Source organism: Pseudomonas maumuensis, from assembly GCF_019139675.1.
Classification (GTDB): domain Bacteria; phylum Pseudomonadota; class Gammaproteobacteria; order Pseudomonadales; family Pseudomonadaceae; genus Aquipseudomonas; species Aquipseudomonas maumuensis.
In genome coordinates, this window is the sequence record NZ_CP077077.1 from 4,474,160 (window position 1) to 4,497,023 (window position 22,864).

The window sequence follows — 22,864 nt, forward strand, 5'->3', positions numbered from 1 at the left end:
CCCACTCCCAGGCAAATCGTCGCGGGAACGGGCTTGGCCCATGATCAACCCGTTCCAGTATGACCACTGGTAAATAAAGCTCCCCGGCACCTTGCACGGCGACTGCGCGCTCACTACCTTAGCGCCTTTCAGAACCCCGCCACGCCTTGCAGGAATCCAGCCATGGCCGCCCCCGTCCTTCCACCCTTTCCTCTCCGCCTCGGCAGTGCTGCCGCGTTGCTTGGCCTGCTCGCGCTCGGCGGCTGCCAGATGGGTGGCTACCAGGACAGCGTCCTGCCCAACAGCGGCGTGCAACCGCTCAAGGGCCTGGCGCAGAACGTCTCGGTACGGCGTAACGCCATGGGCGCGCCGCTGATCGAAAGCAGCAACTTCCATGATGCGCTGTTCAGCCTGGGCTACCTGCATGCCGGGGATCGCATCGAGCAGATGGTCGCCATGCGCCTGCTGGCCCAGGGGCGCCTGGCCGAGCTGGCGGGAGCCGACGCTCTGGAGATCGACCGGCTGATGCGCGCGGCCAACCTCAAGCAGGGTGCCGGCCAGCTGTATGCCGATGCCTCGCCGCGCCTGAAGCGCTTCTTCGAAGTCTATGCCCGCGGGGTCAACGCCTACCTGTTCCGCTATCGCGACAAGTTGCCGGGCGAACTCGCTCGCAGCGGTTATCGCCCGGAATACTGGAAACCCGAGGATTCGGCGCTGATCTTCAGCCTCTACGCTTTCAGCCAGTCGGTGAACCTGCAGGAGGAACTGTCGGCATTGACCCTGGCGCAGAAGGTCGGTGCCGACAAGCTGGCCTGGCTGCTGCCCGGCGCTCCGGACGAGCCCCTGGCCGAAAGCGAAGTCGACAAACTCAAGGGCCTGAACCTGGCCAGCCAACTGCCGGGCCTGGGCGCGCTCGCCGCCACTGGCCAGCAATTGGCCGACCTCGGCCTGCTGGGCGCCCCCGGCTCGAGCAACCTGGCCCTGTCGCCCCAGCGCAGCCGTAGCGGCAAGAGCCTGTTGGCCAGCGACAGCCGCGCTGCCTGGGCCCTGAGCCCGGTGCAGATCCATACCGGCAAGTATCAGGTCGCCGGCCTGTCGCTGCCGGGGCTGCCGATCGTGCTGGCCGGTTACAACGGCAAGCTGGCCTGGAGCAGCAGCGCGGTGATGGCCGACAACCAGGACCTGTTCCTCGAGCAGGTGCGCCGCCAGGGCACCCAGCTGACCTACCTCGCCGACGGCAAGTGGCAACCGGCGCGTGCCCGCAACGAGACCTTCTTCGTTCGCGGCCAGCGCCCCCAACGCGAGGTGATGTACGACACCCGCCACGGCACCCTGTTGCCGGGGCATGGCAGCCTGGCCCTGGCCCTGCATCTACCACAGCTCAAAGACGATCGCAGCCTCGATGCGCTGTTCGACCTGACCCGCGCGCAGAACATCGAACGTGCCTTCGACAGCACCCGCGAGGTCGGTGCGGCAGCGCTGAACTTCGTGTTCGCCGAGCCCCAGCATATCGGTTGGCAGGTCAGCGGACGCTATCCGAACCGCCGCGAAGGCCAGGGCCTGTTGCCCTCGCCAGGCTGGGACGGGCGCTATGACTGGGATGGCTACGCCGATGCGATGCTCCACCCCTACGATCAAGATCCACCCGCCGGCTTCATCGGCCACGCCAACCAGCGCAGCCTACCCAAGGGCTATGGCATGCAGCTGTCGAGCAGTTGGTACTACCCCGAGCGCGCCGAACGCCTGGCCCAGCTGGCCGGCAACGGTCGTCACGACAGCCGCAGCCTGATGGCCCTACAGAACGATCAGGTGACACTGCTGGCCGACAAGCTCAAGCAGATGTTCGACGCCCCCGGGATGGCCCAGCCGCTCAAGCAGGCCATCGACGCCCTGCCTGGCGCCCAGCGCGACAAGGCTCGCGATGCCCTGGCCCGACTCAAGGCCTTCGATGGCCGGCTGAGCCCGGTATCGGCCGATGCCGCCCTTTACGAACTGTTCCTCCAGGCGGTCACTCGCCAGACCTTCCTCGACGAACTGGGCCCGGAGTCCAGCCCGGCCTGGCAAGCATTCATCGGCAATGCCAAGCTTTCCTACTCCGCCCAGGCCGACCACCTGCTGGGGCGCGAGGACAGCCCGTTCTGGGATGATCGCGGCACGCCGCAAAAGGAAGACAAACCGACCATACTCGCCCGCAGCCTGGCGGCTGCGGTAGACGCTGGCACCGCCCAGCTCGGCGCCGACCGCCGCGCCTGGCAATGGGGCAAGCTGCATCAGTACCGCTGGCCGGCACCGGCATATCACGGCCTGGGCGACAAGCTCGAGCGCGCGCCCCTGGCGGCAGGTGGCGACTTCAGCACCCTGGCCCTGACGCCTTATGCCTGGGGGAGCAGCTTCGACACCCAACTGCCGGCCTCGGCGCGGATGATCGTCGATTTTGGTCAGACCGAACCGCTGCAGGTGCTGACCAGCAACGGCCAGTCCGGCAATCCGGCCAGCCGCCATTACAACGATGGGCTCGATGCCTGGTTCAAGGGCCGCTTCACCAGCCTGCCGCTGCAACCGCAGAATTTTGCCCGGGCCTACGGCAGCCAGCGGTTGACGCTGGTGCCTGGCAAGTAGGTCTCAGAGACCAGCACCAGGAAAATCGAGCGCCGCGCGCGGTGCTCGATCTCATGGTCACTGCCCCATCCTCTTGCGCTCTCCTATGTGAATAGTGCGTCGCCCCCGAAGTTATGCTTCTATCCTTGATCCCAGCCTTCGCCCTACAACGCTGACATCAGGACCACCATGCATCACTCGACCCACGACCTGCTCTCTCCTGTCCCGGGTATCGCCCGCCAGTTGCACAGTTTCCATTTCGGCCCGCGTGGCGCCGGCAAGGTGTACATCCAGGCTTCGCTGCATGCCGATGAACTGCCGGGCATGCTGGTGGCCTGGCACCTCAAGCAGCGGCTCGCGGACATGGAACAACAGGGGCGGTTGCGCAAGGAGGTCATCCTGGTGCCGGTGGCCAACCCGGTCGGCCTCGAGCAGGTGTTGCTGGACGCGCCCCTTGGGCGCTTCGAGCTGCAAAGCGGCGAGAACTTCAACCGCAGGTTCGTCGACCTGTCGGACAGCATCGGTGACCAGATCGAAGGCCACCTCTCCCAGGACCCGGACCACAACCTGGCGTTGATCCGTGAATACCTGCGCCGCGGCCTGGATGCCCACCCCGCGCACACGCCGCTGCAGTCCCAGCGCCTGACCCTGCAGCGCCTGGCCTGCGACGCCGACATGGTGCTCGACCTGCATTGCGACTTCGAAGCCGTCGAGCACCTGTACACCACGCCCGAGGCCTGGCCGCAGGTGGAACCGCTGGCACGCTACCTGGGCGTCCAGGCCAGCCTGCTGGCCACCGACTCGGGCGGGCAATCGTTCGATGAGTGTTTCAGCCTGGTGTGGTGGCAGTTGCAGCAGCGCTTCGGCAAACGCTTCCCGATCCCTCAGGGCAGTTTTTCGGTGACCATCGAGTTGCGCGGCCAGGCCGATGTCAGCCACGCCCTGGCCACCCAGGACTGCCTGGCGATTCTCGACTTCCTGACCCACGCCGGGGTCATCGAAGGCCAACCGGCGCCCTTGCCCGCGCTACGCCATCCGGCTACACCGCTGGCGGCGGTGGAACCGGTCATGGCGCCGCTCGGTGGCTTGCTGGTGTTCCATGCCAGCCCTGGGCAATACCTGCCCGCCGGTGAGCTGATCGCCGAAGTGATCGACCCGCTCAACGACCGAGTTACCCCGTTGCGTAACAGCCACGCCGGGCTACTCTATGCCCGCAGCACCAGGCGCATGGCCACCGCGGGCATGGTGGTCGCCCATGTGGCAGGCGAGCAGGTCTGTCGCAGCGGTTACCTGCTGGGCAACTGAGCGGCGTCACGCCACCGGAGCGGGAGGCGGCTCATCGGGCAGGGTCGGTTCGCCCGGCTCCATCGGTGGCTGCTCGCCAGGCTGCGGCGGCTGGGGGGTGTCGGGATCAGGCTGGTGTGGTACTCCACCAGCGCGCATGGGCAGTGGCGTGTGTATCGGCGGATGGGCCAGCAGCGACCAGGCCAGCAATCCGATATGGTTCGGCTGCAGGACGGCCAGCTTGGCACTGATTGCGGGGTCGAGTTTCATGAGAGGCTCCTGACGAGAGCCGGCGCACGTCATGCGCGCCGGAACTGTTCACTCGTTGGAGTGCCAGGCGCAGAAACAATTCCCGCGCTTTGTCGGCTCAGGTGCGCGGCAGGGTAACGCCGCGCTGGCCCTGGTACTTGCCGCCACGATCTTTATACGACACTTCACACTCCTCATCGGACTGCAGGAACAGCATCTGCGCCACACCTTCGTTGGCGTAGATCTTCGCCGGCAACGTGGTGGTGTTGGAGAACTCCAGGGTCACATGGCCCTCCCACTCAGGCTCGAGCGGGGTGACGTTGACGATGATGCCGCAGCGGGCGTAGGTGCTCTTGCCCAGGCAGATGGTCAGCACGTCGCGCGGGATGCGGAAGTACTCGACGGTGCGGGCCAGGGCGAAGGAGTTCGGCGGGATGATGCACACGTCGCTCTTGATGTCGACGAAGCTGCCGGCGTCGAAGTTCTTCGGGTCGACGGTGGCCGAGTTGATGTTGGTGAATACCTTGAATTCGTCGGCGCAGCGTACGTCGTAGCCGTAGCTGGAGACGCCGAAGGAGATGACCCGGCTGTCGTGCTCGCCGCGCACCTGGCGCTCGACGAACGGTTCGATCATGCCGTGTTCCTGCGCCATGCGGCGAATCCACTTGTCCGATTTGATGCTCATGGCGGGGTGTCCTGAAGAGTGCAAGGTGAAAAACGAGATGCGCATCTTACCGGTCCCGGCGCGCGGGTTAAAGTTTCCATGCCTATCCCGCGCCAGACGGGGCCTGCAACGGCCGCCGATCCGAAATTCATCAAAGCGCTCCTTGACCATTGGCAGGTTGTGGAAAGTGGGTTAAGGTGGCGCCACTGTGCTGCACGTGACACCGAGAATCTCTAGTTTGATGCACGATTATCATCGGCCCATCGCTGAATTTTCTGCTCTCTTTGCACTCAGTCCCGGCCAGGGTTTTTCCTGACCGTAATCAACTTTGTCCAAGGAGACAGAAACATGTCCAACCGTCAATCCGGTACCGTCAAGTGGTTCAACGATGAGAAAGGCTACGGCTTCATCACCCCTCAGTCGGGTGACGACCTGTTCGTGCACTTCAAAGCCATCCAAGCTGACGGCTTCAAAACCCTGAAAGAAGGCCAGGCTGTTACTTTCGTCGCTACCCGCGGCCAGAAAGGCATGCAGGCTGAAGAAGTTCAGATCGCCTAAGTCGATCTCGCTTCCTCGCTTTCAAAAAAAACCCGCCTATGGCGGGTTTTTTTGTGCCTGATCGAATGGCCTTTATGCCATCGTGAGGGCGAACCCGCCCCCACAGGACTGCCTGAGCCTCAATCCTCGCTGATGGTGATGCTCGGCATCGCCGGCGCCGCCGCTTCCTGCAGCACGATCCGCGCCCCCACCTGCCGCGCCAGCTCCTGGTAGACCATGGCGATCTGGCTTTCCGGCTCGGCAATCGCGGTCGGCTTGCCGCTGTCAGCCTGTTCGCGGATGAGCATCGACAACGGCAACGACGCCAGCAGCTCGACGCCGTACTGGGCCGCCAGCTTCTCGCCGCCGCCTTCGCCGAACAGGTGCTCGGCATGGCCGCAGTTGGAACAGATATGTACCGCCATGTTCTCCACCACGCCCAGCACCGGAATGTTGACCTTGCGGAACATTTCCACTCCCTTCTTGGCATCCAGCAACGCCAGGTCCTGCGGAGTGGTGACGATCACCGAACCGGCTACCGGCACCTTCTGCGCCAGGGTCAGCTGGATATCGCCAGTGCCTGGCGGCATGTCGATCACCAGGTAGTCAAGGTCGTCCCAGGCGGTCTGGGTCACCAGTTGCAGCAACGCCCCCGAGACCATTGGGCCGCGCCAGACCATGGGCGTGTTGTCATCGGTGAGGAAGGCCATCGACATGACCTCGACGCCATGGGCCTTGATCGGCACGAACCACTTCTGCTCGCGCACCTGTGGGCGGGTACCCTCGGGAATGCCGAACATCACGCCCTGGCTGGGGCCATAGATGTCGGCGTCGAGGATGCCGACCCGAGCACCTTCGCGGGCCAGGGCCAGAGCCAGGTTGGCGGCAGTGGTCGACTTGCCTACGCCGCCTTTGCCCGATGCCACGGCAATGATGTTCTTGACATTGGCCATGGCCGGCACTTGAGCCTGGGCCTTATGCGTGGCGATCACACTATCGATGGTGACGGAGGCCGAAGCCACGCCGTCGAGGTTCTCGATGGCAGTCTGCAGCACCTGCGCCCAGCCACCCTTGAACAGCCCGGCGGCATAACCCAACTGCAACTGCACATTGACCTGTTCGCCCTGGATATCGATGGCGCGCACGCAACCGGCGCTGACCGGATCCTGGTTCAGGTAGGGGTCGGTGTACTGGCGAAGCACGCCTTCGACGGCGGCACGGGTGACGGCACTCATGGAGGCTCCCATTGGCAAACTGAAAACGAAACAGGTGCCTATGCTAACCCGTCAATCGTCAGCGGATGCGTTGTTGGGGTGAAATATATTCGCCAGCCCTTTATAGTGGCCGATCACCCTCATTTTTACCCCGTAGCCAGATAAGTAGCCGAGCCACCATGTCCGAGCCACGTCAGATTCTCGTCACCAGCGCCCTGCCCTATGCCAATGGATCGATCCACCTTGGCCACATGCTCGAGTACATCCAGACGGACATGTGGGTGCGCTACCAGAAACTGCGCGGCAACCAGTGCCTCTATGTCTGCGCCGACGACGCCCATGGCTCGGCCATCATGCTGCGCGCGGAAAAAGAAGGCATCACGCCCGAACAGTTGATCGCCAACGTCCAGGCCGAGCACAGCGCCGACTTCGCCGATTTCCTGGTCGATTTCGACAACTTCCACTCCACGCACAGCGAGGAGAACCGCGAGCTGTCGAGCCTGATCTATACCCGCCTGCGCGACGCCGGGCATATCGCCACCCGTTCGGTCACCCAGTATTTCGACCCTGAAAAGGGCATGTTCCTTGCCGACCGCTTCATCAAGGGCACCTGCCCCAAGTGCGCGACCGAGGACCAGTACGGCGACAACTGCGAAAAATGCGGCGCCACCTACGCCCCAACCGAGTTGAAGAACCCCAAGTCGGCCATCTCCGGCGCCACCCCGGTACTGCGTGATTCCCAGCACTTCTTCTTCAAGTTGCCCGACTTCCAGGCGATGCTCCAGCAGTGGACCCGCAGCGGTACCCTTCAGGATGCCGTAGCCAACAAGCTCGCCGAATGGCTGGATTCCGGCCTGCAGGAATGGGACATTTCCCGTGATGCGCCGTACTTCGGCTTCGAGATCCCAGGCGAGCCCGGCAAGTACTTCTACGTCTGGCTGGACGCGCCGATCGGCTACATGGCCAGCTTCAAGAACCTCTGCGCGCGCCGCCCCGAGCTGGACTTCGACGCGTTCTGGCGTGAAGGCTCGGAGACCGAGCTGTACCACTTCATCGGCAAGGACATCGTCAATTTCCACGCCCTGTTCTGGCCAGCCATGCTCGAAGGTGCGGGTTTCCGCAAACCGACCGCGGTCAATGTTCACGGCTACCTGACCGTCAACGGCGCGAAGATGTCCAAGTCACGCGGCACCTTCATCAAAGCGCGCACCTACCTCGACCACCTGCAGCCGGAATACCTGCGTTACTACTACGCAGCCAAGCTGGGTCGCGGAGTCGACGATCTTGACCTGAACCTCGAGGACTTCGTGCAAAAGGTCAATTCCGATCTGGTCGGCAAGGTAGTCAACATCGCCAGCCGCTGTGCCGGCTTCATCCACAAAGGCAATGACGGCGTGATGGTCGCAGGTGATGCCGCGCCGGAGCTGAGCGAAGCCTTCCTCGCTGCCGCCCCTTCGATTGCCGAGGCCTATGAGGCCCGCGACTTCGGTCGCGCCATGCGCGAAATCATGGCCCTGGCCGACCGCGCCAACGCCTGGATCGCCGACAAGGCACCGTGGTCGCTGGCCAAGCAGGAAGGCAAGCAGGACGAGGTCCAGGCCATCTGCGCCCAGGGCATCAACCTGTTCCGCCAGCTGGTGATCTTCCTCAAGCCGGTACTGCCGATTCTGGCTGCCGACGCCGAGGCATTCCTCAATGTCGCGCCGCTGACCTGGAACGACCACCAGTCGCGCCTGGAAAACCACAAGCTCAACCCGTTCAAGGCGCTGATGAGCCGCATCGAACCGGCCAAGGTCGAAGCCATGGTCGCCGCCAGCAAGGAAGACCTGCTGGCTGCCGAGGCCAAGACCGCGCCGGCGGGCAATGGCGAGCTGACCAAGGACCCGCTGTCGGCCGAGATCGAGTTCGACACCTTCGCTGCGGTCGACCTGCGCGTGGCGCTGATCGTCAAGGCCGAAGCCGTGCCAGGTGCCGACAAACTGCTGCAATTGACCCTGGACATCGGTGACGAGCGGCGCAATGTGTTCTCGGGCATCAAATCGGCCTACCCGGATCCTTCCCAGCTGGAAGGCCGCCTGACCATGATGGTGGCCAACCTCAAGCCGCGGAAGATGCGCTTCGGGGTTTCCGAGGGCATGGTCATGGCAGCCGGCCCGGGCGGCGAGGAAATTTACCTGCTCAGCCCTGACAGCGGTGCCAAGCCAGGCCAGCGCATCAAGTAAACTCTCTGCCCCGGCCAATTGGCCGGGGCATTTGCATCTGCCGCCTACTGCCGGATAATGGCGCCATTCTCCCGTTGCCGGCATCGCCATGAGTGACTACGTTCTGGTTCTGGTCAGCGCCGCGCTGATCAATCACCTGGTCCTGCAGGCCGAGCCAGTCGAACACGCACGCCTGCATGCACTGGGCCTATGCAGCGCACTCCTGATAGTCGTGGCGCTGCCTGTCGGAATGGCGCTGTACTGGCAATTGCTGGTGCCACTGCAGTTGCAGGACCTGCGATTGTTCATCTTCCTACCGTTGCTGGCGGCATTGGCCTGGACGCTGCCGACGCTGCTTCAGCGACTGCGGCCAGACTGGCCCGCACACGGCCTGCAGGGCCTGCTGAGCACGAACGCCGTGGTGCTAGGCTTGCTGTTGCAACTGCCCCATGACGGCATGGACAGCTGGCGGCTACTGGCATGGCCGCTGGTTGGCGCCCTAGGATTCTGGCTTGCGCTGATCCTCTATGCAGACCTGGGAATGCGCAGCCGCCAAGCCGAGATCCCCGTAGCCTTACGCGGCCTGCCCATCCAATTGATCGGTGCTGGGGTAATGGCCATGGCGTTCTCAGGATTCAACGGACTCTTCGCACCATGAACCTGCGCATGCACAACGCCACCGCCCAGCAAGATGTCGAGGAGCCGCAGGCCCATGCCGCCACGTGATCCCCGCCTGCGCAGCACCATGCAACTGGTACTGCTGGCCTGCGCGCCCGGCCTGCTGGCGCTGTTCTGGCTGCAGGGCTGGGGCGTGCTGATCAATTTGCTACTGAGCAGTTGCGCGGCGCTGGCCACCGAGGCCTTGTTGCTGGGCTGGCGCAAGCTCCCGGTTGCTTCGGCCTTGGGCGATGGCAGCGCGCTGGTCACCGCCGTGTTGCTGGCCGCGGCCCTACCCAGTCAAGCCCCTTGGTGGCTACCAGTCATCGCCGCGTGCGTCGCTATTGGCCTGGGCAAACAAGCCTTCGGTGGCGTGGGGCACAACCTGTTCAACCCAGCCATGGTGGGTTATGCGTTCGTCCTGCTGAGCTTCCCCCTGCAGATGAACCACTGGCCCGGCCAGGCCTCCGGACTGCTGGACAGCCTGAACCTGAGCCTGGGTACCAGTGATCGCATCGATGCCTGGGCCAGCCCCACGGTGCTCGATGTCTTGCGCCACAACCGCAGTCTGACAATTGACGAGTTGTTTGCCAGCCATTCGGCCTTCGGCCACTTCGGCGGACGCGGCAGCGAACAGGTCAACCTCGCTTTCCTGATCGGCGGATTGTTCCTGATGCAACGCAAGGTCTTCAGTTGGCATGCGCCCGTCGGCTTGCTCGGCGCCTTATTCCTGTTCAGCTTGCTGAGCTGGAATGGCTCCGGCTCCGACTCCAACGGCTCGCCCCTGCTACACCTGCTATCAGGCTCGACCATGCTGGCGGCGTTTTTCATCGCCACCGAGCCGGTGACGGGTTGCAAGCAGCCACTGGCCCGCCTGTTGTTCGGTATCGGCGCCGGGCTGCTGATCTACCTGATCCGCACATGGGGCAGCTTTGCCGACGGCACGGCATTCGCCATCCTGCTCATGAACCTTGCGGCACCGCCCCTGGACCGCTGGGCGCAACGCCGCCAGCAGGCCTGCCTATGAATGCCCGCTGGCGCAGCGCCCCATGGCTGTTACTGGTGGCGAGCCTGGCCGTTGCCACGACACTGGCCTGGCAACGCTTCACTGCCGGACCGATTGCACAGGCTGAGCGCCAATGGCGGGAGCAGCAGTGGCTGAATGTGCTGCCGTCGGGCAGCTACGACAACCACCCCCTGCAGTCACCCTTGGCCCTGGCGGATACAGGTCTGCGTCGTAGCCGGCTGCTGGCCGGATATCGCGCAACGCTGGCGGGCGTCCCAACGGCCATTCTGCTGCACAGCAGGTTCCAGGGTTATGCCGGCGCCATTGAAATGCTGATCGCCATTGCCCCCAACGGTCGCCTGATGGGCATGCGCGTGCTTGAGCAAGAGGAGAGCCCCGGCCTGGGAGATCAACTGGTGAATCCAGCCAACCATTGGCTCGAGCAATTCATCGGCCAGGGACTACAAGGCATACCCGAGCAGGCCTGGGCGATCAAGCGGGACCAAGGCGCGTTCGATCAGTTGGCAGGCGCGACGGTAACCTCTCGGGCCGTGATCGAGGCGACTCAGGATGCGCTGCGCTATTTCGACGACCACCGTCCATCATTGCTCGGCGAGGCGCGTCCATGAACAGATCCTGGTTGGTAGTGGCCAGCCTGACACCATTGCTCGGTGCCACCCGAACCCTTGCCCAGGCGCTCACCATTGGCCTTTGCGCAATCCTGCTGATCGGCCTGCACCAGGCGCTGATGGCGCCTCTGCGCCGCCACCTGGTAAGGCAGGCCAGCCTCTGCGCGAGCGTTTTACTGAGCGCAAGCCTGACAACATGCCTGTACCTGGGGTTGAACGCGTGGGCACTGCCTATGGCCCGGGAGCTTGCCTTGTACCCTCTTCTGTTGGCCCTGCCCTGCCAGGCCATCGAGCAGCTGCCAAGACACAAGCACCACTACCGCCAGCTAGGCCTTGGCCTGGGCGGTCTGTTGGCAGCCAGCATCGCGCTGGGGGGCTGCCGTCAACTGCTGACCGACGGTATCGGCCTGCACATTGCCATGCTAGCCCCTGGCGCCCTCCTGCTGCTCGGCCTGCTGCTGGGCTTTTACAATTACGTCCGCCCATCGACCACATCCTCACGCCGTCAAGGAAGCCGTTGACCCCATGAATGCCGCCAAACGCCTGGAGATCTTTCGCAGGCTGCATGAAGACAATCCCGAACCCAAGACCGAACTGGCCTACTCCAGTCCCTTCGAACTGCTCATTGCCGTGATCCTCTCAGCCCAGGCGACCGATGTCGGTGTCAACAAGGCCACTGCTCGCCTGTTCCCGGTCGCCAACACTCCGCAAGCTATCTACGCCCTGGGGGTAGAAGGTCTGAGCGAGTACATCAAGACCATCGGGCTGTACAACAGCAAGGCCAAGAATGTCATCGAGACTTGCCGCCTGCTGGTCGAACTGCACGCAGGTGAGGTCCCGCAGACCCGTGAAGCGCTGGAAGCACTGCCCGGCGTCGGTCGTAAGACTGCCAACGTGGTGCTCAACACCGCTTTTCGCCAAGTGGCCATGGCCGTCGATACGCATATTTTCCGGGTCAGCAACCGCACGGGCATCGCGCCGGGTAAGACCGTTCTGGAGGTCGAAAAGAAACTACTCAAGTTCGTGCCGAAGGACTTTCTGCTCGATGCCCACCACTGGCTGATCCTGCATGGCCGCTATGTCTGCCAGGCTCGAAAACCGCGCTGTGGCAGTTGCCGAATCGAGGATCTGTGCGAATACAAGCTCAAGACCTCGGACGATTGAAGCGACACCTGACAACTGCTCAAGGCGATTGAAAAAATCTTTTTTACCCGCTCTGCGATTCCCGCTATAAGGACGGCCAATGGCCCTTTGGCTTGGAGTGACGCATGAGCACCGATAAAGAAGACTTGGCGAGCGACGACGATTTCCCGAGTGCGGACGACGATGTGGAGCCGCAGGCCGAACCGGCCAAGACCAACCTGAGCAAACGCCGTACCATCGACAATATGCTCGAGGAGCGACGCCTGCAGAAGCAACTGGCCGACTTCGACTACGACCTTTAGCCCAGACATGCAAAAGCCTCCTGAACGGAGGCTTTTTCAATTGGGCTCAGGCTAGGCCGTGGCGCTGGGCGAGTTCGATCAGATCCACCAATGAACGGGCATTCAACTTGAGGAGCAGACGAGTCTTGTAGGTACTGACCGTTTTGTTGCTAAGGAACATGCTGTCGGCAATCTCCTTGTTGCTCTTTCCCCGTGCGAGCTGCTGCAGCACCATCATTTCCCGCCCGGAAAGCCGTTCGACCATTTCCATTTCCGTGGCTCCCCCCGTCCCCGAGCGCCCCTTGTGCAGTGCCTGGTTGGGAAAATAACTGTAGCCGGACAGTACCGCCTTGATGGCACTGAGCAACTCGGTCAGCTCCTGTTGCTTGCAAACATAACCCGCCGCCCCTGCCTGCATGCAGCGCATCGAAAAGTGTCCAGGCGCCTGGGAGGTCAATACCAGCACCTTGGTCGCCGGACTCGCCAGTGTCATCCTGGCAATCACTTCAAGCCCATCCAGTTTGGGTATCCCGATATCCAGAATGACGATGTCCGGTAGATACTCCCGCGTCAGTTGCAAGGCATCCACCCCATTGTCACTCTCCGCCACCACTTCGTAGCCATGCCGTTCCATCAGCATGCGTACGGCCAGGCGAATGACCGGGTGATCATCCACGATCAGCACTTTATTCATGCGATTCCCATTGATACGTTATTTTTAGTTCGATAGACCACCACACCCGAGCATAACGATTATTTATGCAGCGGTTTCCCTGGCAATTTCACCGAAAGAAGTGGACTACTATTAAAAGAGACCTTTCCTACACACAGCCATTTCACAAAATGTAATAGATGCAGGTTCCTCGCAACGATCCAGAAAGTAGCAGTCGCAAGAATTGGATCCAAGTACCACTGAGTCACACTTCATGCGGGAAATTTCGACTATACGTACTGGATAAGGACTGAGGCTGAAGCTGCACAGGTAACCAGGAGGGGAAATAACTCAAGCTTATGTTCGTCGGAAAAACGAGCTACTGATGGGCAAAGCATTGCCAGGCACTCGTCATGAACCGCGATCCCATCAGTCCATTGGCCTTAATCGCCGTCTTTGCCGGCGTGATCGAAGCATCCGCCCTGGCATCGCTGCCGTTTCTAAGCGAAGACAGCCAAACCCTATATACGTGGTTCCTGGTGGGATTCCCGTTCTTCCTTACCGTGCTGTTCTTCCTCACGCTCAACGTCAATGCCGGCTCGCTGTTCGCGCCTGACAGGAATACCAGCAACGCGCACAAGCCTCGACACACGCCTACTGCGGGGAGCAAAGGCGCGATGATCATCGCCATTTCCGGGGCCGACAGTCAGAAGATCATCGAAAACCATGTACTGAGAATGATCGAACGACCTCATGGACGACAGCGACGCTGGATGCTGTACAACCTCGACACGCGCACCTGCATCCATATTTCAGTCGCCCCCATGCCGGATGACGAGGCCACGACCGCCGCACTGCCAGAATCTCAGGCATGAAAAAACCCGGCAATGGCCGGGTTTCTTCATTGCCATGAGGGCTTACAGCAGCGAACGCCCCTTGTTGGCCGCAATGCGCATGCGCAGTGCGTTAAGCTTGATGAAGCCCGCCGCGTCGGCCTGATTGTAGGCACCGCCATCTTCCTCGAAGGTCGCGATGTTGGCATCGAACAGCGAATCGTCCGACTTGCGGCCCACGACGGTGACATTGCCCTTGTACAGTTTCAGGCGGACAACGCCATTCACGTTGAGCTGCGAGGCATCGATCATCTGCTGCAGCATCAGACGCTCCGGGCTCCACCAGTAGCCGGTGTAGATCAGGCTGGCGTACTTGGGCATCAGCTCATCTTTCAGGTGAGCGACTTCACGGTCCAGGGTGATCGACTCGATGGCGCGGTGAGCCTTGAGCATGATGGTGCCGCCCGGAGTCTCGTAGCAGCCGCGCGACTTCATGCCGACATAGCGGTTTTCGACGATGTCCAGACGACCGATGCCGTTGGCACCTCCGATGCGGTTGAGATCGGCCAGCACGGTGGCCGGAGTTTTCTCGACGCCGTCGATGGCGACGATGTCACCGTTGCGGTAGGTCAGTTCGATGTAGGTGGCCTGGTCCGGGGCGCTCTCCGGAGAGACGCTCCATTTCCACATGTCTTCCTCGTGCTCGGTCCAAGTATCTTCCAGGACACCGCCTTCGTAGGAGATGTGCAGCAGGTTGGCGTCCATCGAGTACGGCGACTTCTTCTTGCCGTGGCGCTCGATCGGGATACCGTGCTTCTCGGCGTAATCCATCAGCTTCTCGCGGGACAGCAGGTCCCACTCACGCCATGGCGCGATGACCTTGACCCCAGGCTTGAGCGCATAGGCGCCCAGCTCGAAACGCACCTGGTCGTTGCCCTTGCCGGTCGCACCGTGGGAAATGGCGTCGGCGCCGGTTTCGTTGGCGATTTCGATCAGACGCTTGGCAATCAGTGGGCGGGCGATGGAAGTACCCAGCAGGTACTCGCCTTCGTAGACGGTGTTGGCGCGGAACATCGGGAATACGAAATCACGCACGAATTCTTCGCGCAGGTCGTCGATGTAGATTTCTTTCACGCCCATCGCCTGGGCCTTGGCGCGGGCCGGCTCGACCTCCTCGCCCTGACCGAGGTCAGCGGTGAAGGTCACCACTTCACAGTTGTAGGTGTCCTGCAGCCACTTGAGAATCACCGAAGTATCAAGGCCGCCGGAATACGCCAATACGACCTTTTTTACGTCCGCCATGCCATCACTCCACGGGGTTGTACGGAAAGCCGATGATTCTACCGGCCTTACCGAAAAATTTACAATGGGGCGACAGCTTGTGACGACAAAGCGACAGTAATTGTCGAGCGCGCGACCCGATGTCGCACTCAGGATTTCGCCGGAGCGGGCTTGGCGGCCGCGGCCGCAGGCGTTGTTGGTGTGGCGGCTTCAGGTGCTGGGGCCGTCGGCGGCACCGGCACTGCCGATTGCTCGACCGGTTTCTCCACCGGGGTCACGCGCTCGAGCTGGATGTTCACCCGGCGGTTTCGCGCCCGGTTGCCGGCAGAGTTGTTCTTGGCCAACGGGTAGCGCTCGCCGTGGAAGCGCACGGTGATCTGCTCCTCCGGCACGCCATGGGCCTTGAGGTACTCGGCTACCGCCAGCGCCCGTCGACGTGATGTGTCACGGTTGGTCAGGCGATTGCCGCTGTTGTCGGAATGGCCATTGAGTTCGATGTGGTTGACCGTCGGATCGGCCTTCAAGTAATCGAGCAGCACATCCAGGCGAGCGCGCGCCGAGCTATCCAGTTCGATTCCGCCACCGGGGAAACCGACCTGGGTCTGGCGGATCTGGTCATAGTTCATTGGCAGCAGCTTTGCAGCGCACAGTTGGTAGTCGCTGTAGGCCTTGGCGAAACTGACTGGCATCACGCGCACTTCCATCGGCCGGCCACCCTCGCCCCGGTAGTTGCGCACCACCGTACTGCGACCGTCGAGCAGGCCATTGATCAGGCGGCTTGCCTGGCCTTGGCTGGAGGTGAACAGCACGCCGGTACGGCTCATGTGTACCGCACCGAGGTTGATATCGCCACGCCCTGGCTGCCAGGGCGCCGCGGCGGCCAACAAGGTGGCGGAACCTGCGCCGAGAACGTTGCTGTCCGAACGCAGCTGGAATGTCGGCTGTTCGCCGGCACGGCGTACGAACTCGCCGCTGCCGAAACCGTCGATCGGCTGGATCAGGCGACATTCGAACTGATCACCCTCGACTTTCCAGGCGACGTTCTCCACGCGGGTCTGGAAAGTCATGGCCCCGGCCGGCAGGCTGGCGACAAGGGTGAACAGGGCTAGGTAACGCTGGCGCACGGTCGGCTCCACTGATTCTGACGGCTTACCTGAATGCTATCGGACGTCTGTCGGAAAACTTGATAGCCGTGCTCGAACAGGGGTTTTCCGGTAGCATTGGCTTCTGAGTTCGACCCGCCTGGAATCTCCAATGTCCGATCGCCTGACCCTCCTGCGCCCCGACGACTGGCACATCCATCTGCGCGATGGTGCCGTCCTGCCCCACACCGTCGGTGACGTGGCGCGCACCTTCGCCCGTGCCATCATCATGCCCAACCTGGTTCCGCCGGTGCGCAACGCCGCCGAGGCCGCGGCCTACCGCCAGCGTATCCTTGCCGCACGCCCCGCCGGCAGCCGCTTCGAGCCGCTGATGGTGCTCTACCTCACCGACCGCACCAGCGCCGACGATGTGCGTGCCGCCAAGGCCAGCGGGATCGTGTACGCCGCCAAGCTCTACCCCGCCGGCGCCACCACCAACTCCGATTCGGGCGTGACCAGCATCGACAATATCTTCCCGGCGATCGAGGCCCTGGCCGAAACCGGCATGCCCTTGCTGGTGCATGGTGAAGTCACGCGCAGCGAGATCGATGTGTTCGACCGTGAGAAGCGCTTCATCGACGAGCACATGCGCCGCCTGGTCGAGCGCTTCCCGACCCTGAAAGTGGTGTTCGAGCACATCACCACTGCCGATGCCGCGCAGTTCGTCACCGAGGCGCCGGCCAACGTCGGTGCGACCATCACCGCCCAGCACCTGCTGTACAACCGTAACCACATGCTGGTCGGCGGCATCCGCCCACACTTCTACTGCCTGCCGATCCTCAAGCGCAACACCCACCAGGTGGCGCTGCTGGATGCCGCCACCAGTGGCAACCCGAAGTTCTTCCTCGGCACCGACTCGGCGCCGCATGCCAAGCACGCCAAAGAAGCCGCTTGCGGCTGCGCCGGCTGCTACACCGCCTATGCCGCAATCGAGCTTTACGCCGAAGCGTTCGAACAACGCAACGCGCTGGACAAGCTCGAAGGCTTCGCCAGCAAGCATGGCCCTGACTTCTATGGGCTACCGCGCAACACCGACACCATTACCCTGGTGCGTGAGGAGTGGACCGCGCCGGACAGCCTGCCCTTCGGCGACACCATCGTAATTCCCCTGCGCGCTGGTGAAACACTGCGCTGGCGCCTGCAGGAGGACAACGCGTGAGCGAAGATCTGTACGAAGACGACCAGGATAGCCAGGTCAGCAGCGGCTCGCGCCATCCGATGGCCGAGCGTTTCCGCGGTTACCTGCCCGTGGTGGTGGATGTCGAGACCGGTGGTTTCAACAGCGCCACCGACGCGCTGCTGGAGATTGCCGCCGTCACCATCGGCATGGATGAAAAGGGCTTCCTGTTCCCCGAGCACACCTACTTCCATCGGGTCGAACCGTTCGAGGGGGCCAATATCGAGGCCGCCGCGCTGGAGTTCACCGGCATCAAGCTCGATCACCCGCTGCGCATGGCGGTGAGCGAGGAAAGCGCGCTGACCGATATTTTCCGCGGCGTGCGCAAGGCGCTGAAGGCCAATGGCTGCAAGCGGGCGATCCTGGTGGGGCATAACAGCAGCTTCGACCTGGGTTTCCTCAATGCTGCAGTGGCGCGCAACGATATCAAGCGCAACCCGTTCCACCCGTTCTCCAGCTTCGATACTGCCACCCTCGCTGGCCTCGCCTACGGCCAGACCGTACTAGCCCGAGCCTGCCAGAGCGCAGACATCGACTTCGACGGCCGTGAGGCGCACTCGGCGCGTTACGACACCGAGAAGACCGCCGAACTGTTCTGCGGCATCGTCAACCGCTGGAAAGAGATGGGCGGCTGGCGCGATTTCAACGATTGAAGCCCGCTCCCGCGACATGTTCGCCACGCATAAAAAAACCGGCCATCAGGGCCGGTTTTTTTATGCGCCAGGCAAATTACAGCTTGCCAGCGTTCTCGCTCAGGTAAGCCGCGACGCCTTCCGGCGAAGCGTTCATGCCCTTGTCGCCTTTCTTCCAGTTGGCCGGGCAGACTTCGCCGTGCTCTTCGTGGAATTGCAGGGCGTCGACCAGACGCAGCAGCTCGTCCATGTTACGACCCAGTGGCAGGTCGTTGACGATCTGCGAACGGACAACACCGTTGGTGTCGATCAGGAAGGCGCCACGGAAGGCCACACCGCCTTCGGACTCAACGTCGTAGGCCTTGCAGATTTCGTGGGTCATATCGGCTGCCAGGGTGTACTTGACCTGACCGATGCCGCCGTTATTGACCGGGGTGTTGCGCCAGGCGTTGTGGGTGAAGTGCGAGTCGATCGACACGCCGATCACTTCCACGTTGCGCGCCTGGAAGTCAGGGATACGGTTGTCCAGGGCGATCAGCTCGGACGGGCAGACGAAGGTGAAGTCCAGCGGGTAGAAGAACACCAGGCCGTACTTGCCCTTGATGGCCGAGGCCAGGTTGAAGCTGTCGACGATCTCGCCGTTGCCCAGCACGGCTGGAACGGTGAAGTCCGGGGCTTGTTTGCCAACGAGTACGCTCATTCGATCTCTCCTGATGAGGGGTGAAAAACCTTGCCCGGGCGGAACGCATCCCCCGGATCCAGCAAAGGCCGACCATCATACACAGCTTTGCGTGACAGGCCGAATCTCAACCGCCGGTCGCTCTGGAACGCACCTTACACAAAGTGTTTTGACAAGCATTCTCATTACCATTACTCTCCAACGCATCGACTCAACCCGCGATGGTCAGCCTTTATGTATGTGTGTCTTTGTGTCGGTGTCACCGACGGACAGATCCGCGATGCGATCTACGAAGGATGCTGCAGCTACAAGGAAGTGCGAGCCGCCACCAACGTGGCCAGCCAGTGCGGCAAGTGCGCCTGCCTCGCCAAACAGGTGGTACGCGAGACCCTCACCGAGCTGCAACTGAGCCAGCAAGCCGCCCTGCCCTACCCCGTTGAATTCAACGCGGCGTAAATTCCCCAAATTCGAAGAACCGGACCTAGTGTCCGGTTTTTTTATGCCTGCAATTCAATAAGTTAGCGCTCGAACGCGGTTCACAAACATTCTTATTCCGATTAATTTTCACTTATTATTCAATAACTTAGGTTTGACATAGATAGTTGCGGAGCTCAAACTTGTTTTCATTGGCTCAACTTCTACAGGGCAGACCCCATCATGAAAGGCGACGTAAGCGTCATCCAGCATCTCAACAAGGTCCTCGGAAACGAGCTGGTCGCAATCAACCAGTACTTCCTGCATGCGCGCATGTACGAAGATTGGGGCCTGAACAAGATCGGCAAACTCGAGTACAAAGAGTCCATCCAGGCGATGAAGGATGCTGACAAGCTGATCAAGCGCATCCTCTTCCTCGAAGGCATCCCCAACGTCCAGGACCTGGGCAAGCTGATGATCGGCGAGCACACCAAGGAGATGCTCGACTGCGACCTGAAGCTTGAGAAAAAGGCCCACGCCGACCTGAAAGCCGCCATCGCCCACTGCGAAACCGCTGGCGACTTCGGTTCGCGCGATGTGCTCGAGGACATCCTCGAAGACCAGGAAGAGCACATCGACTGGCTGGAAACTCAGCTGGGCCTGATCGACAAGATCACTATCGAGAACTACCTGCAATCGCAGATGGGCGAAGAGTAACTGCAACGCCCGCACATGGAGCCCTGCCAGTGCAGGGCTTTTTTGTGGGCGTGTCACTCGATCGAGGTCAACAAAAAGCCCCGCTATTGCGGGGCTTTTGCATCCTGGCGAGAGAACGCCGGAATCAGGCTTCGGAAGCCTTGGCCTTGGCCGCCGCATCCTTGATCAGGGTCTGCAGCTCACCCTTTTCGAACATCTCGATCATGATGTCGCTGCCGCCGACCAGTTCACCCGCCACCCACAGTTGCGGGAAGGTAGGCCAGTTGGCGTACTTGGGCAGGTTGGCGCGGATTTCCGGGTTCTGCAGGATGTCGACATAAGCGAACTTCTCGCCACACCCCATCACGGCTTGCGAAGCCTTGGCCGAGAAACCGCACTGCGGGGCATTCGGCGAACCTTTCATGTAAAGCAGAATGGTGTTGTTGGCGATCTGCTCTTTGATTGTATCGATGATATCCATGAAGCACCTCGGCTGAACTTTCCGACTGGGTCGTCGGCACGGTGACGCATTGTATCGGAAAGCCGAGCGCCGTGCTCGGCCTTGCCAAAGCTCATGCGGCTTCTACCTGGACCGGCACGCCATTGAGGGCCGCATTGCCGGAAACGCCATCACGCAAGCGCTCGTCGGTAAGATCGTTGGCACTGGCCCCTGGCTGCGCAGCGGCCACTTGCAACCGCGCGCCCTGGCGGCCATGGCCGTAGCCATGAGGCAGGCTGACCACGCCCGGCATCATCTCTTCACTGGCCTGAACGGGTACTTCGATCACACCGGTACGGGAACGCACCGTCACCAGCTGGCCATCCTGCAGTTGGCGCTGGTGCATGTCCTGGGGATGCATCAACAGCTGGTGGCGCGGCTTGCCTTTGACCAGCCGATGGTAGTTGTGCATCCACGAATTATTGCTGCGCACATGGCGCCGACCGATCAGCAACAACTGGCCTTCTGGCGGCGGAACTTGCCGGGCCAGGCGTTGCAGATCATCGAGCAGCACCGCTGGTGCGGCTTCGACTTTGCCGCTGGGCGTGCGCAAGCGCGCCGCCAGGTTGGCACTCAGCGGCCCGAGATCGAGACCATGAGGGTGCTCATCGAGCACCTGGAGCGAAAGCGCCCAGGACGACTGCTCGCCATAAGGCCCCCTGCGCAAGGCGACGTCGATCATCTGGGCCGGTGGCAGGGTTGCCTTGAGTTCTACCTGTGCCTGTTGGGCGAAGGCTCTTGCCAGCCCCACGAAGATCTCCCAGTCATGCAGCGCCCCCTGCGGCTTGGGCAGGATCGCCCGGTTGAAGCGGGTGACATTGCGTACCGCCAGCAGGTTGAAGGTGGAGTCGTAGTGATCATTCTCCAACGCCGAAGTGGAGGGCAGGATCAGGTCGGCGTGACGGGTCGTCTCGTTGATGTACAGGTCGATGCTGAGCATGAAGTCCAAACCGGCCAGTGCCTCGTCCAGACGCCGCCCATTGGGTGTGGACAATACCGGGTTGCCCGCCACGGTCAGCAACGCCCGAACCTGCCCCTCGCCGGGCTCGAGGATTTCCTCGGCGAGGGCCGACACAGGCAGCTCGCCTCCGTACTCGGGCAACCCCGAGATGCGGCTGCGCCACTGATCGAAGTGACCTCCAGAGGTGCTGGCGACCAGGTCGACGGCCGGTTCGGTACACAAGGCACCGCCCACGCGGTCAAGATTGCCGGTGACCAGGTTGATCAGTTGCACCAGCCAGTGGCATAGCGAGCCGAAGGCCTGGGTCGAGACCCCCATCCGGCCATAGCACACCGCCTTGTCGGCAGCAGCGAAATCCCGCGCCAGCTGGCGAATATTCTCAGCCGGGATGCCGCACAATGCACTCATGCTGACTGCATCGAACGGCTGGAGTGCCTCACGGACCTGCTCCAGCCCCTTGATCGGCAGGTGTGATCCACGCACCAGGCCCTCGGCGAACAGGGTATGCAACAGCCCGCTCAGCAGCGCCGCGTCGCCACCGGGACGGATGAACAAATGGCGGTCGGCCAGTAATGCCGTCTCGCTGCGCCGCGGGTCCACCACCACCAGTTGTCCGCCCCTGGCCTTGAGTGCCTTCAGGCGTTTTTCCACGTCGGGGACAGTCATGATGCTGCCATTGGACGCCAGGGGATTGCCGCCAAGAATCAGCATGAACTGCGTGTGGTCGATGTCCGGAATGGGCAACAACAGGCCATGGCCGTACATCAAGTGGCTGGTCAGGTGCTGCGGCAGCTGGTCAACCGAGGTGGCCGAAAAGCGGTTGCGGGTCTTGAGCAGGCCAAGGAAATAGTTGCTGTGGGTCATCAGGCCATAGTTATGCACGCTGGGGTTGCCCTGGTAGACCGCCACTGCATTGCGCCCGTGGGCTTGCTGCACCGCCCAAAGTCGCTCTGCGGCGAAGGCGAAGGCCTCATCCCAGCCAATTGGCTGCCACTGGTCACCGATGCGCCGGTGAGGCTGGCGCAGACGGTCGGGGTCCTCCTGGATGTCCTGGAGGGCAACCGCCTTGGGGCAGATATGACCACGGCTGAACGGGTCCTGCGGGTCTCCCTTGATCGAGCTGATCCATGCACGGCCCTCGGCTTCGTGGGTGACTTCGATGTTCAGGCCACAGATGGCCTCGCACAGGTGACAGGCTCGGTGATGCAGGGTCTTGGTCATGGCCGCCTCTGCCTTGTTGTTCTGGAGGTTCGACTATGCGCCGCACCCACGGGCCGTGCCAGCGCGCTTCGCGACGTGAATCGGGCGATATCAGGCCGACGATTCGCAACTACGGGTTTGCCAAACGCGACGCAAGCCGTGTACAACCTCTGTAGCAAATAAAAAACAGCTGCCCACCAAAGGCTTACGACACCCTTTGCCACCGGGCAGCCGTTCTCCCTCTTGGTTTCAGGCG

General features: G+C 62.1%; 24 protein-coding genes. 15 read left to right on the top strand and 9 right to left on the bottom strand.

The genetic code is table 11. The features are described from left to right. Positions 1-162: 162 nt before the first annotated feature. Together KSS90_RS20030 and KSS90_RS20035 are read left to right on the top strand one after the other, a co-directional pair. Entirely contained in the window at positions 163-2,598 is a 2,436-nt protein-coding gene (locus tag KSS90_RS20030; RefSeq protein WP_217866972.1) for a penicillin acylase family protein, read from the top strand. A gap of 168 nt (positions 2,599-2,766) precedes the next feature. Continuing rightward, positions 2,767-3,882: a succinylglutamate desuccinylase/aspartoacylase family protein gene (locus KSS90_RS20035; RefSeq protein ID WP_217866973.1), complete on the top strand. Its 1,116-nt coding sequence runs from the start codon at positions 2,767-2,769 to the stop codon at positions 3,880-3,882. A 6-nt stretch (positions 3,883-3,888) separates the two neighbouring features. Here the strand turns inward: KSS90_RS20035 and KSS90_RS20040 are convergent, their stop codons facing one another. Both KSS90_RS20040 and dcd read right to left on the bottom strand, forming a co-directional pair. After that, on the bottom strand, positions 3,889-4,131 hold the full coding sequence (locus KSS90_RS20040) for a hypothetical protein (RefSeq protein WP_217866974.1): 243 nt from the start codon (positions 4,129-4,131) through the stop codon (positions 3,889-3,891). A 97-nt stretch (positions 4,132-4,228) separates the two neighbouring features. Beyond that, on the bottom strand, positions 4,229-4,795 hold the full coding sequence (gene dcd, locus KSS90_RS20045; protein WP_023630764.1) for a dCTP deaminase: 567 nt from the start codon (positions 4,793-4,795) through the stop codon (positions 4,229-4,231). A gap of 327 nt (positions 4,796-5,122) precedes the next feature. Between dcd and KSS90_RS20050 the strand changes: the two genes are divergently transcribed. Beyond that, positions 5,123-5,332 (top strand): cold-shock protein, encoded by a 210-nt coding sequence (locus KSS90_RS20050; protein ID WP_016488765.1) that lies wholly within the window; start codon positions 5,123-5,125, stop codon positions 5,330-5,332. A gap of 119 nt (positions 5,333-5,451) precedes the next feature. Here the strand turns inward: KSS90_RS20050 and apbC are convergent, their stop codons facing one another. Further along, entirely contained in the window at positions 5,452-6,546 is a 1,095-nt protein-coding gene (gene apbC / locus KSS90_RS20055; RefSeq protein ID WP_217866975.1) for an iron-sulfur cluster carrier protein ApbC, read from the bottom strand. Positions 6,547-6,704: 158 nt separating this feature from the next. On the opposite strand from apbC, the gene metG reads away from it, so the two are divergent. The 7 genes from metG to KSS90_RS20090 all read left to right on the top strand — a co-directional run bounded on the left by metG (position 6,705) and on the right by KSS90_RS20090 (position 12,463). After that, positions 6,705-8,747 (top strand): methionine--tRNA ligase, encoded by a 2,043-nt coding sequence (metG, locus tag KSS90_RS20060; RefSeq protein WP_217866976.1) that lies wholly within the window; start codon positions 6,705-6,707, stop codon positions 8,745-8,747. An 88-nt stretch (positions 8,748-8,835) separates the two neighbouring features. Then, complete coding sequence (locus tag KSS90_RS20065; protein WP_217866977.1) at positions 8,836-9,384, top strand: Rnf-Nqr domain containing protein; 549 nt, start codon at positions 8,836-8,838, stop codon at positions 9,382-9,384. A 54-nt stretch (positions 9,385-9,438) separates the two neighbouring features. Continuing rightward, positions 9,439-10,410, top strand: coding sequence for an RnfABCDGE type electron transport complex subunit D (locus tag KSS90_RS20070; protein ID WP_217866978.1), 972 nt, complete (start codon positions 9,439-9,441; stop codon positions 10,408-10,410). Beyond that, the gene (locus KSS90_RS20075) at positions 10,407-11,018 is read left to right on the top strand and encodes an RnfABCDGE type electron transport complex subunit G (protein WP_217866979.1); all 612 of its coding nucleotides are present in this window, start codon (positions 10,407-10,409) and stop codon (positions 11,016-11,018) included. The genes KSS90_RS20070 and KSS90_RS20075 overlap by 4 nt, the downstream gene beginning before the upstream one ends. After that, positions 11,015-11,539: an Rnf-Nqr domain containing protein gene (locus tag KSS90_RS20080; protein ID WP_217866980.1), complete on the top strand. Its 525-nt coding sequence runs from the start codon at positions 11,015-11,017 to the stop codon at positions 11,537-11,539. The genes KSS90_RS20075 and KSS90_RS20080 overlap by 4 nt, the downstream gene beginning before the upstream one ends. 4 nt (positions 11,540-11,543) lie before the next feature. Continuing rightward, the gene (gene nth, locus KSS90_RS20085) at positions 11,544-12,182 is read left to right on the top strand and encodes an endonuclease III (RefSeq protein WP_217866981.1); all 639 of its coding nucleotides are present in this window, start codon (positions 11,544-11,546) and stop codon (positions 12,180-12,182) included. Between the two features lie 104 nt (positions 12,183-12,286). After that, positions 12,287-12,463: a PA3496 family putative envelope integrity protein gene (locus KSS90_RS20090; RefSeq protein WP_217866982.1), complete on the top strand. Its 177-nt coding sequence runs from the start codon at positions 12,287-12,289 to the stop codon at positions 12,461-12,463. Between the two features lie 46 nt (positions 12,464-12,509). Here KSS90_RS20090 and KSS90_RS20095 read toward each other — a convergent pair whose 3' ends face one another. Then, the gene (locus tag KSS90_RS20095) at positions 12,510-13,136 is read right to left on the bottom strand and encodes a response regulator transcription factor (protein WP_217866983.1); all 627 of its coding nucleotides are present in this window, start codon (positions 13,134-13,136) and stop codon (positions 12,510-12,512) included. 371 nt (positions 13,137-13,507) lie between these two features. On the opposite strand from KSS90_RS20095, the gene KSS90_RS20100 reads away from it, so the two are divergent. Further along, a complete protein-coding gene (locus KSS90_RS20100; protein WP_217866984.1) occupies positions 13,508-13,969 on the top strand; it encodes a hypothetical protein in 462 nt (153 codons plus the stop codon). Positions 13,970-14,011: 42 nt separating this feature from the next. On the opposite strand, the gene KSS90_RS20105 is transcribed toward KSS90_RS20100, so the two are convergent. Both KSS90_RS20105 and KSS90_RS20110 read right to left on the bottom strand, forming a co-directional pair. Continuing rightward, positions 14,012-15,229 (bottom strand): argininosuccinate synthase, encoded by a 1,218-nt coding sequence (locus KSS90_RS20105; RefSeq protein WP_046854456.1) that lies wholly within the window; start codon positions 15,227-15,229, stop codon positions 14,012-14,014. A gap of 128 nt (positions 15,230-15,357) precedes the next feature. Further along, on the bottom strand, positions 15,358-16,332 hold the full coding sequence (locus tag KSS90_RS20110; protein ID WP_217866985.1) for a flagellar protein MotY: 975 nt from the start codon (positions 16,330-16,332) through the stop codon (positions 15,358-15,360). A 130-nt stretch (positions 16,333-16,462) separates the two neighbouring features. Between KSS90_RS20110 and pyrC the strand changes: the two genes are divergently transcribed. Together pyrC and rnt are read left to right on the top strand one after the other, a co-directional pair. Then, complete coding sequence (gene pyrC / locus KSS90_RS20115; protein ID WP_217866986.1) at positions 16,463-17,509, top strand: dihydroorotase; 1,047 nt, start codon at positions 16,463-16,465, stop codon at positions 17,507-17,509. A 59-nt stretch (positions 17,510-17,568) separates the two neighbouring features. Further along, complete coding sequence (rnt, locus tag KSS90_RS20120; protein ID WP_225933324.1) at positions 17,569-18,180, top strand: ribonuclease T; 612 nt, start codon at positions 17,569-17,571, stop codon at positions 18,178-18,180. Positions 18,181-18,256: 76 nt separating this feature from the next. On the opposite strand, the gene KSS90_RS20125 is transcribed toward rnt, so the two are convergent. Beyond that, a complete protein-coding gene (locus KSS90_RS20125) occupies positions 18,257-18,859 on the bottom strand; it encodes a peroxiredoxin (RefSeq protein ID WP_023629028.1) in 603 nt (200 codons plus the stop codon). 213 nt (positions 18,860-19,072) lie between these two features. On the opposite strand from KSS90_RS20125, the gene KSS90_RS20130 reads away from it, so the two are divergent. Further along, complete coding sequence (locus KSS90_RS20130; RefSeq protein ID WP_046854452.1) at positions 19,073-19,294, top strand: bacterioferritin-associated ferredoxin; 222 nt, start codon at positions 19,073-19,075, stop codon at positions 19,292-19,294. Positions 19,295-19,495: 201 nt separating this feature from the next. Then, positions 19,496-19,969 (top strand): bacterioferritin, encoded by a 474-nt coding sequence (gene bfr / locus KSS90_RS20135; protein ID WP_046854451.1) that lies wholly within the window; start codon positions 19,496-19,498, stop codon positions 19,967-19,969. A 124-nt stretch (positions 19,970-20,093) separates the two neighbouring features. Here the strand turns inward: bfr and grxD are convergent, their stop codons facing one another. Next, positions 20,094-20,429, bottom strand: a complete 336-nt coding sequence (gene grxD / locus KSS90_RS20140; protein ID WP_110701969.1) for a Grx4 family monothiol glutaredoxin — start codon at positions 20,427-20,429, stop codon at positions 20,094-20,096. A gap of 91 nt (positions 20,430-20,520) precedes the next feature. Continuing rightward, positions 20,521-22,629, bottom strand: a complete 2,109-nt coding sequence (locus tag KSS90_RS20145; RefSeq protein ID WP_217866987.1) for a molybdopterin oxidoreductase family protein — start codon at positions 22,627-22,629, stop codon at positions 20,521-20,523. Positions 22,630-22,864: the final 235 nt, after the last annotated feature.

Excerpts from the sequence above, each read along its gene's own strand:
- KSS90_RS20030 (WP_217866972.1), top strand. The coding sequence starts at position 163 with ATGGCCGCCCCCGTCCTTCCACCCTTTCCTCTCCGCCTCGGCAGTGCT.
- KSS90_RS20035 (WP_217866973.1), top strand. The coding sequence starts at position 2,767 with ATGCATCACTCGACCCACGACCTGCTCTCTCCTGTCCCGGGTATCGCC.
- KSS90_RS20040 (WP_217866974.1), bottom strand. The coding sequence starts at position 4,131 with ATGAAACTCGACCCCGCAATCAGTGCCAAGCTGGCCGTCCTGCAGCCG.
- dcd (WP_023630764.1), bottom strand. The coding sequence starts at position 4,795 with ATGAGCATCAAATCGGACAAGTGGATTCGCCGCATGGCGCAGGAACAC.
- KSS90_RS20050 (WP_016488765.1), top strand. The coding sequence starts at position 5,123 with ATGTCCAACCGTCAATCCGGTACCGTCAAGTGGTTCAACGATGAGAAA.
- apbC (WP_217866975.1), bottom strand. The coding sequence starts at position 6,546 with ATGAGTGCCGTCACCCGTGCCGCCGTCGAAGGCGTGCTTCGCCAGTAC.
- metG (WP_217866976.1), top strand. The coding sequence starts at position 6,705 with ATGTCCGAGCCACGTCAGATTCTCGTCACCAGCGCCCTGCCCTATGCC.
- KSS90_RS20065 (WP_217866977.1), top strand. The coding sequence starts at position 8,836 with ATGAGTGACTACGTTCTGGTTCTGGTCAGCGCCGCGCTGATCAATCAC.
- KSS90_RS20070 (WP_217866978.1), top strand. The coding sequence starts at position 9,439 with ATGCCGCCACGTGATCCCCGCCTGCGCAGCACCATGCAACTGGTACTG.
- KSS90_RS20075 (WP_217866979.1), top strand. The coding sequence starts at position 10,407 with ATGAATGCCCGCTGGCGCAGCGCCCCATGGCTGTTACTGGTGGCGAGC.
- KSS90_RS20080 (WP_217866980.1), top strand. The coding sequence starts at position 11,015 with ATGAACAGATCCTGGTTGGTAGTGGCCAGCCTGACACCATTGCTCGGT.
- nth (WP_217866981.1), top strand. The coding sequence starts at position 11,544 with ATGAATGCCGCCAAACGCCTGGAGATCTTTCGCAGGCTGCATGAAGAC.
- KSS90_RS20090 (WP_217866982.1), top strand. The coding sequence starts at position 12,287 with ATGAGCACCGATAAAGAAGACTTGGCGAGCGACGACGATTTCCCGAGT.
- KSS90_RS20095 (WP_217866983.1), bottom strand. The coding sequence starts at position 13,136 with ATGAATAAAGTGCTGATCGTGGATGATCACCCGGTCATTCGCCTGGCC.
- KSS90_RS20100 (WP_217866984.1), top strand. The coding sequence starts at position 13,508 with ATGAACCGCGATCCCATCAGTCCATTGGCCTTAATCGCCGTCTTTGCC.
- KSS90_RS20105 (WP_046854456.1), bottom strand. The coding sequence starts at position 15,229 with ATGGCGGACGTAAAAAAGGTCGTATTGGCGTATTCCGGCGGCCTTGAT.
- pyrC (WP_217866986.1), top strand. The coding sequence starts at position 16,463 with ATGTCCGATCGCCTGACCCTCCTGCGCCCCGACGACTGGCACATCCAT.
- rnt (WP_225933324.1), top strand. The coding sequence starts at position 17,569 with ATGGCCGAGCGTTTCCGCGGTTACCTGCCCGTGGTGGTGGATGTCGAG.
- KSS90_RS20125 (WP_023629028.1), bottom strand. The coding sequence starts at position 18,859 with ATGAGCGTACTCGTTGGCAAACAAGCCCCGGACTTCACCGTTCCAGCC.
- KSS90_RS20130 (WP_046854452.1), top strand. The coding sequence starts at position 19,073 with ATGTATGTGTGTCTTTGTGTCGGTGTCACCGACGGACAGATCCGCGAT.
- bfr (WP_046854451.1), top strand. The coding sequence starts at position 19,496 with ATGAAAGGCGACGTAAGCGTCATCCAGCATCTCAACAAGGTCCTCGGA.
- grxD (WP_110701969.1), bottom strand. The coding sequence starts at position 20,429 with ATGGATATCATCGATACAATCAAAGAGCAGATCGCCAACAACACCATT.
- KSS90_RS20145 (WP_217866987.1), bottom strand. The coding sequence starts at position 22,629 with ATGACCAAGACCCTGCATCACCGAGCCTGTCACCTGTGCGAGGCCATC.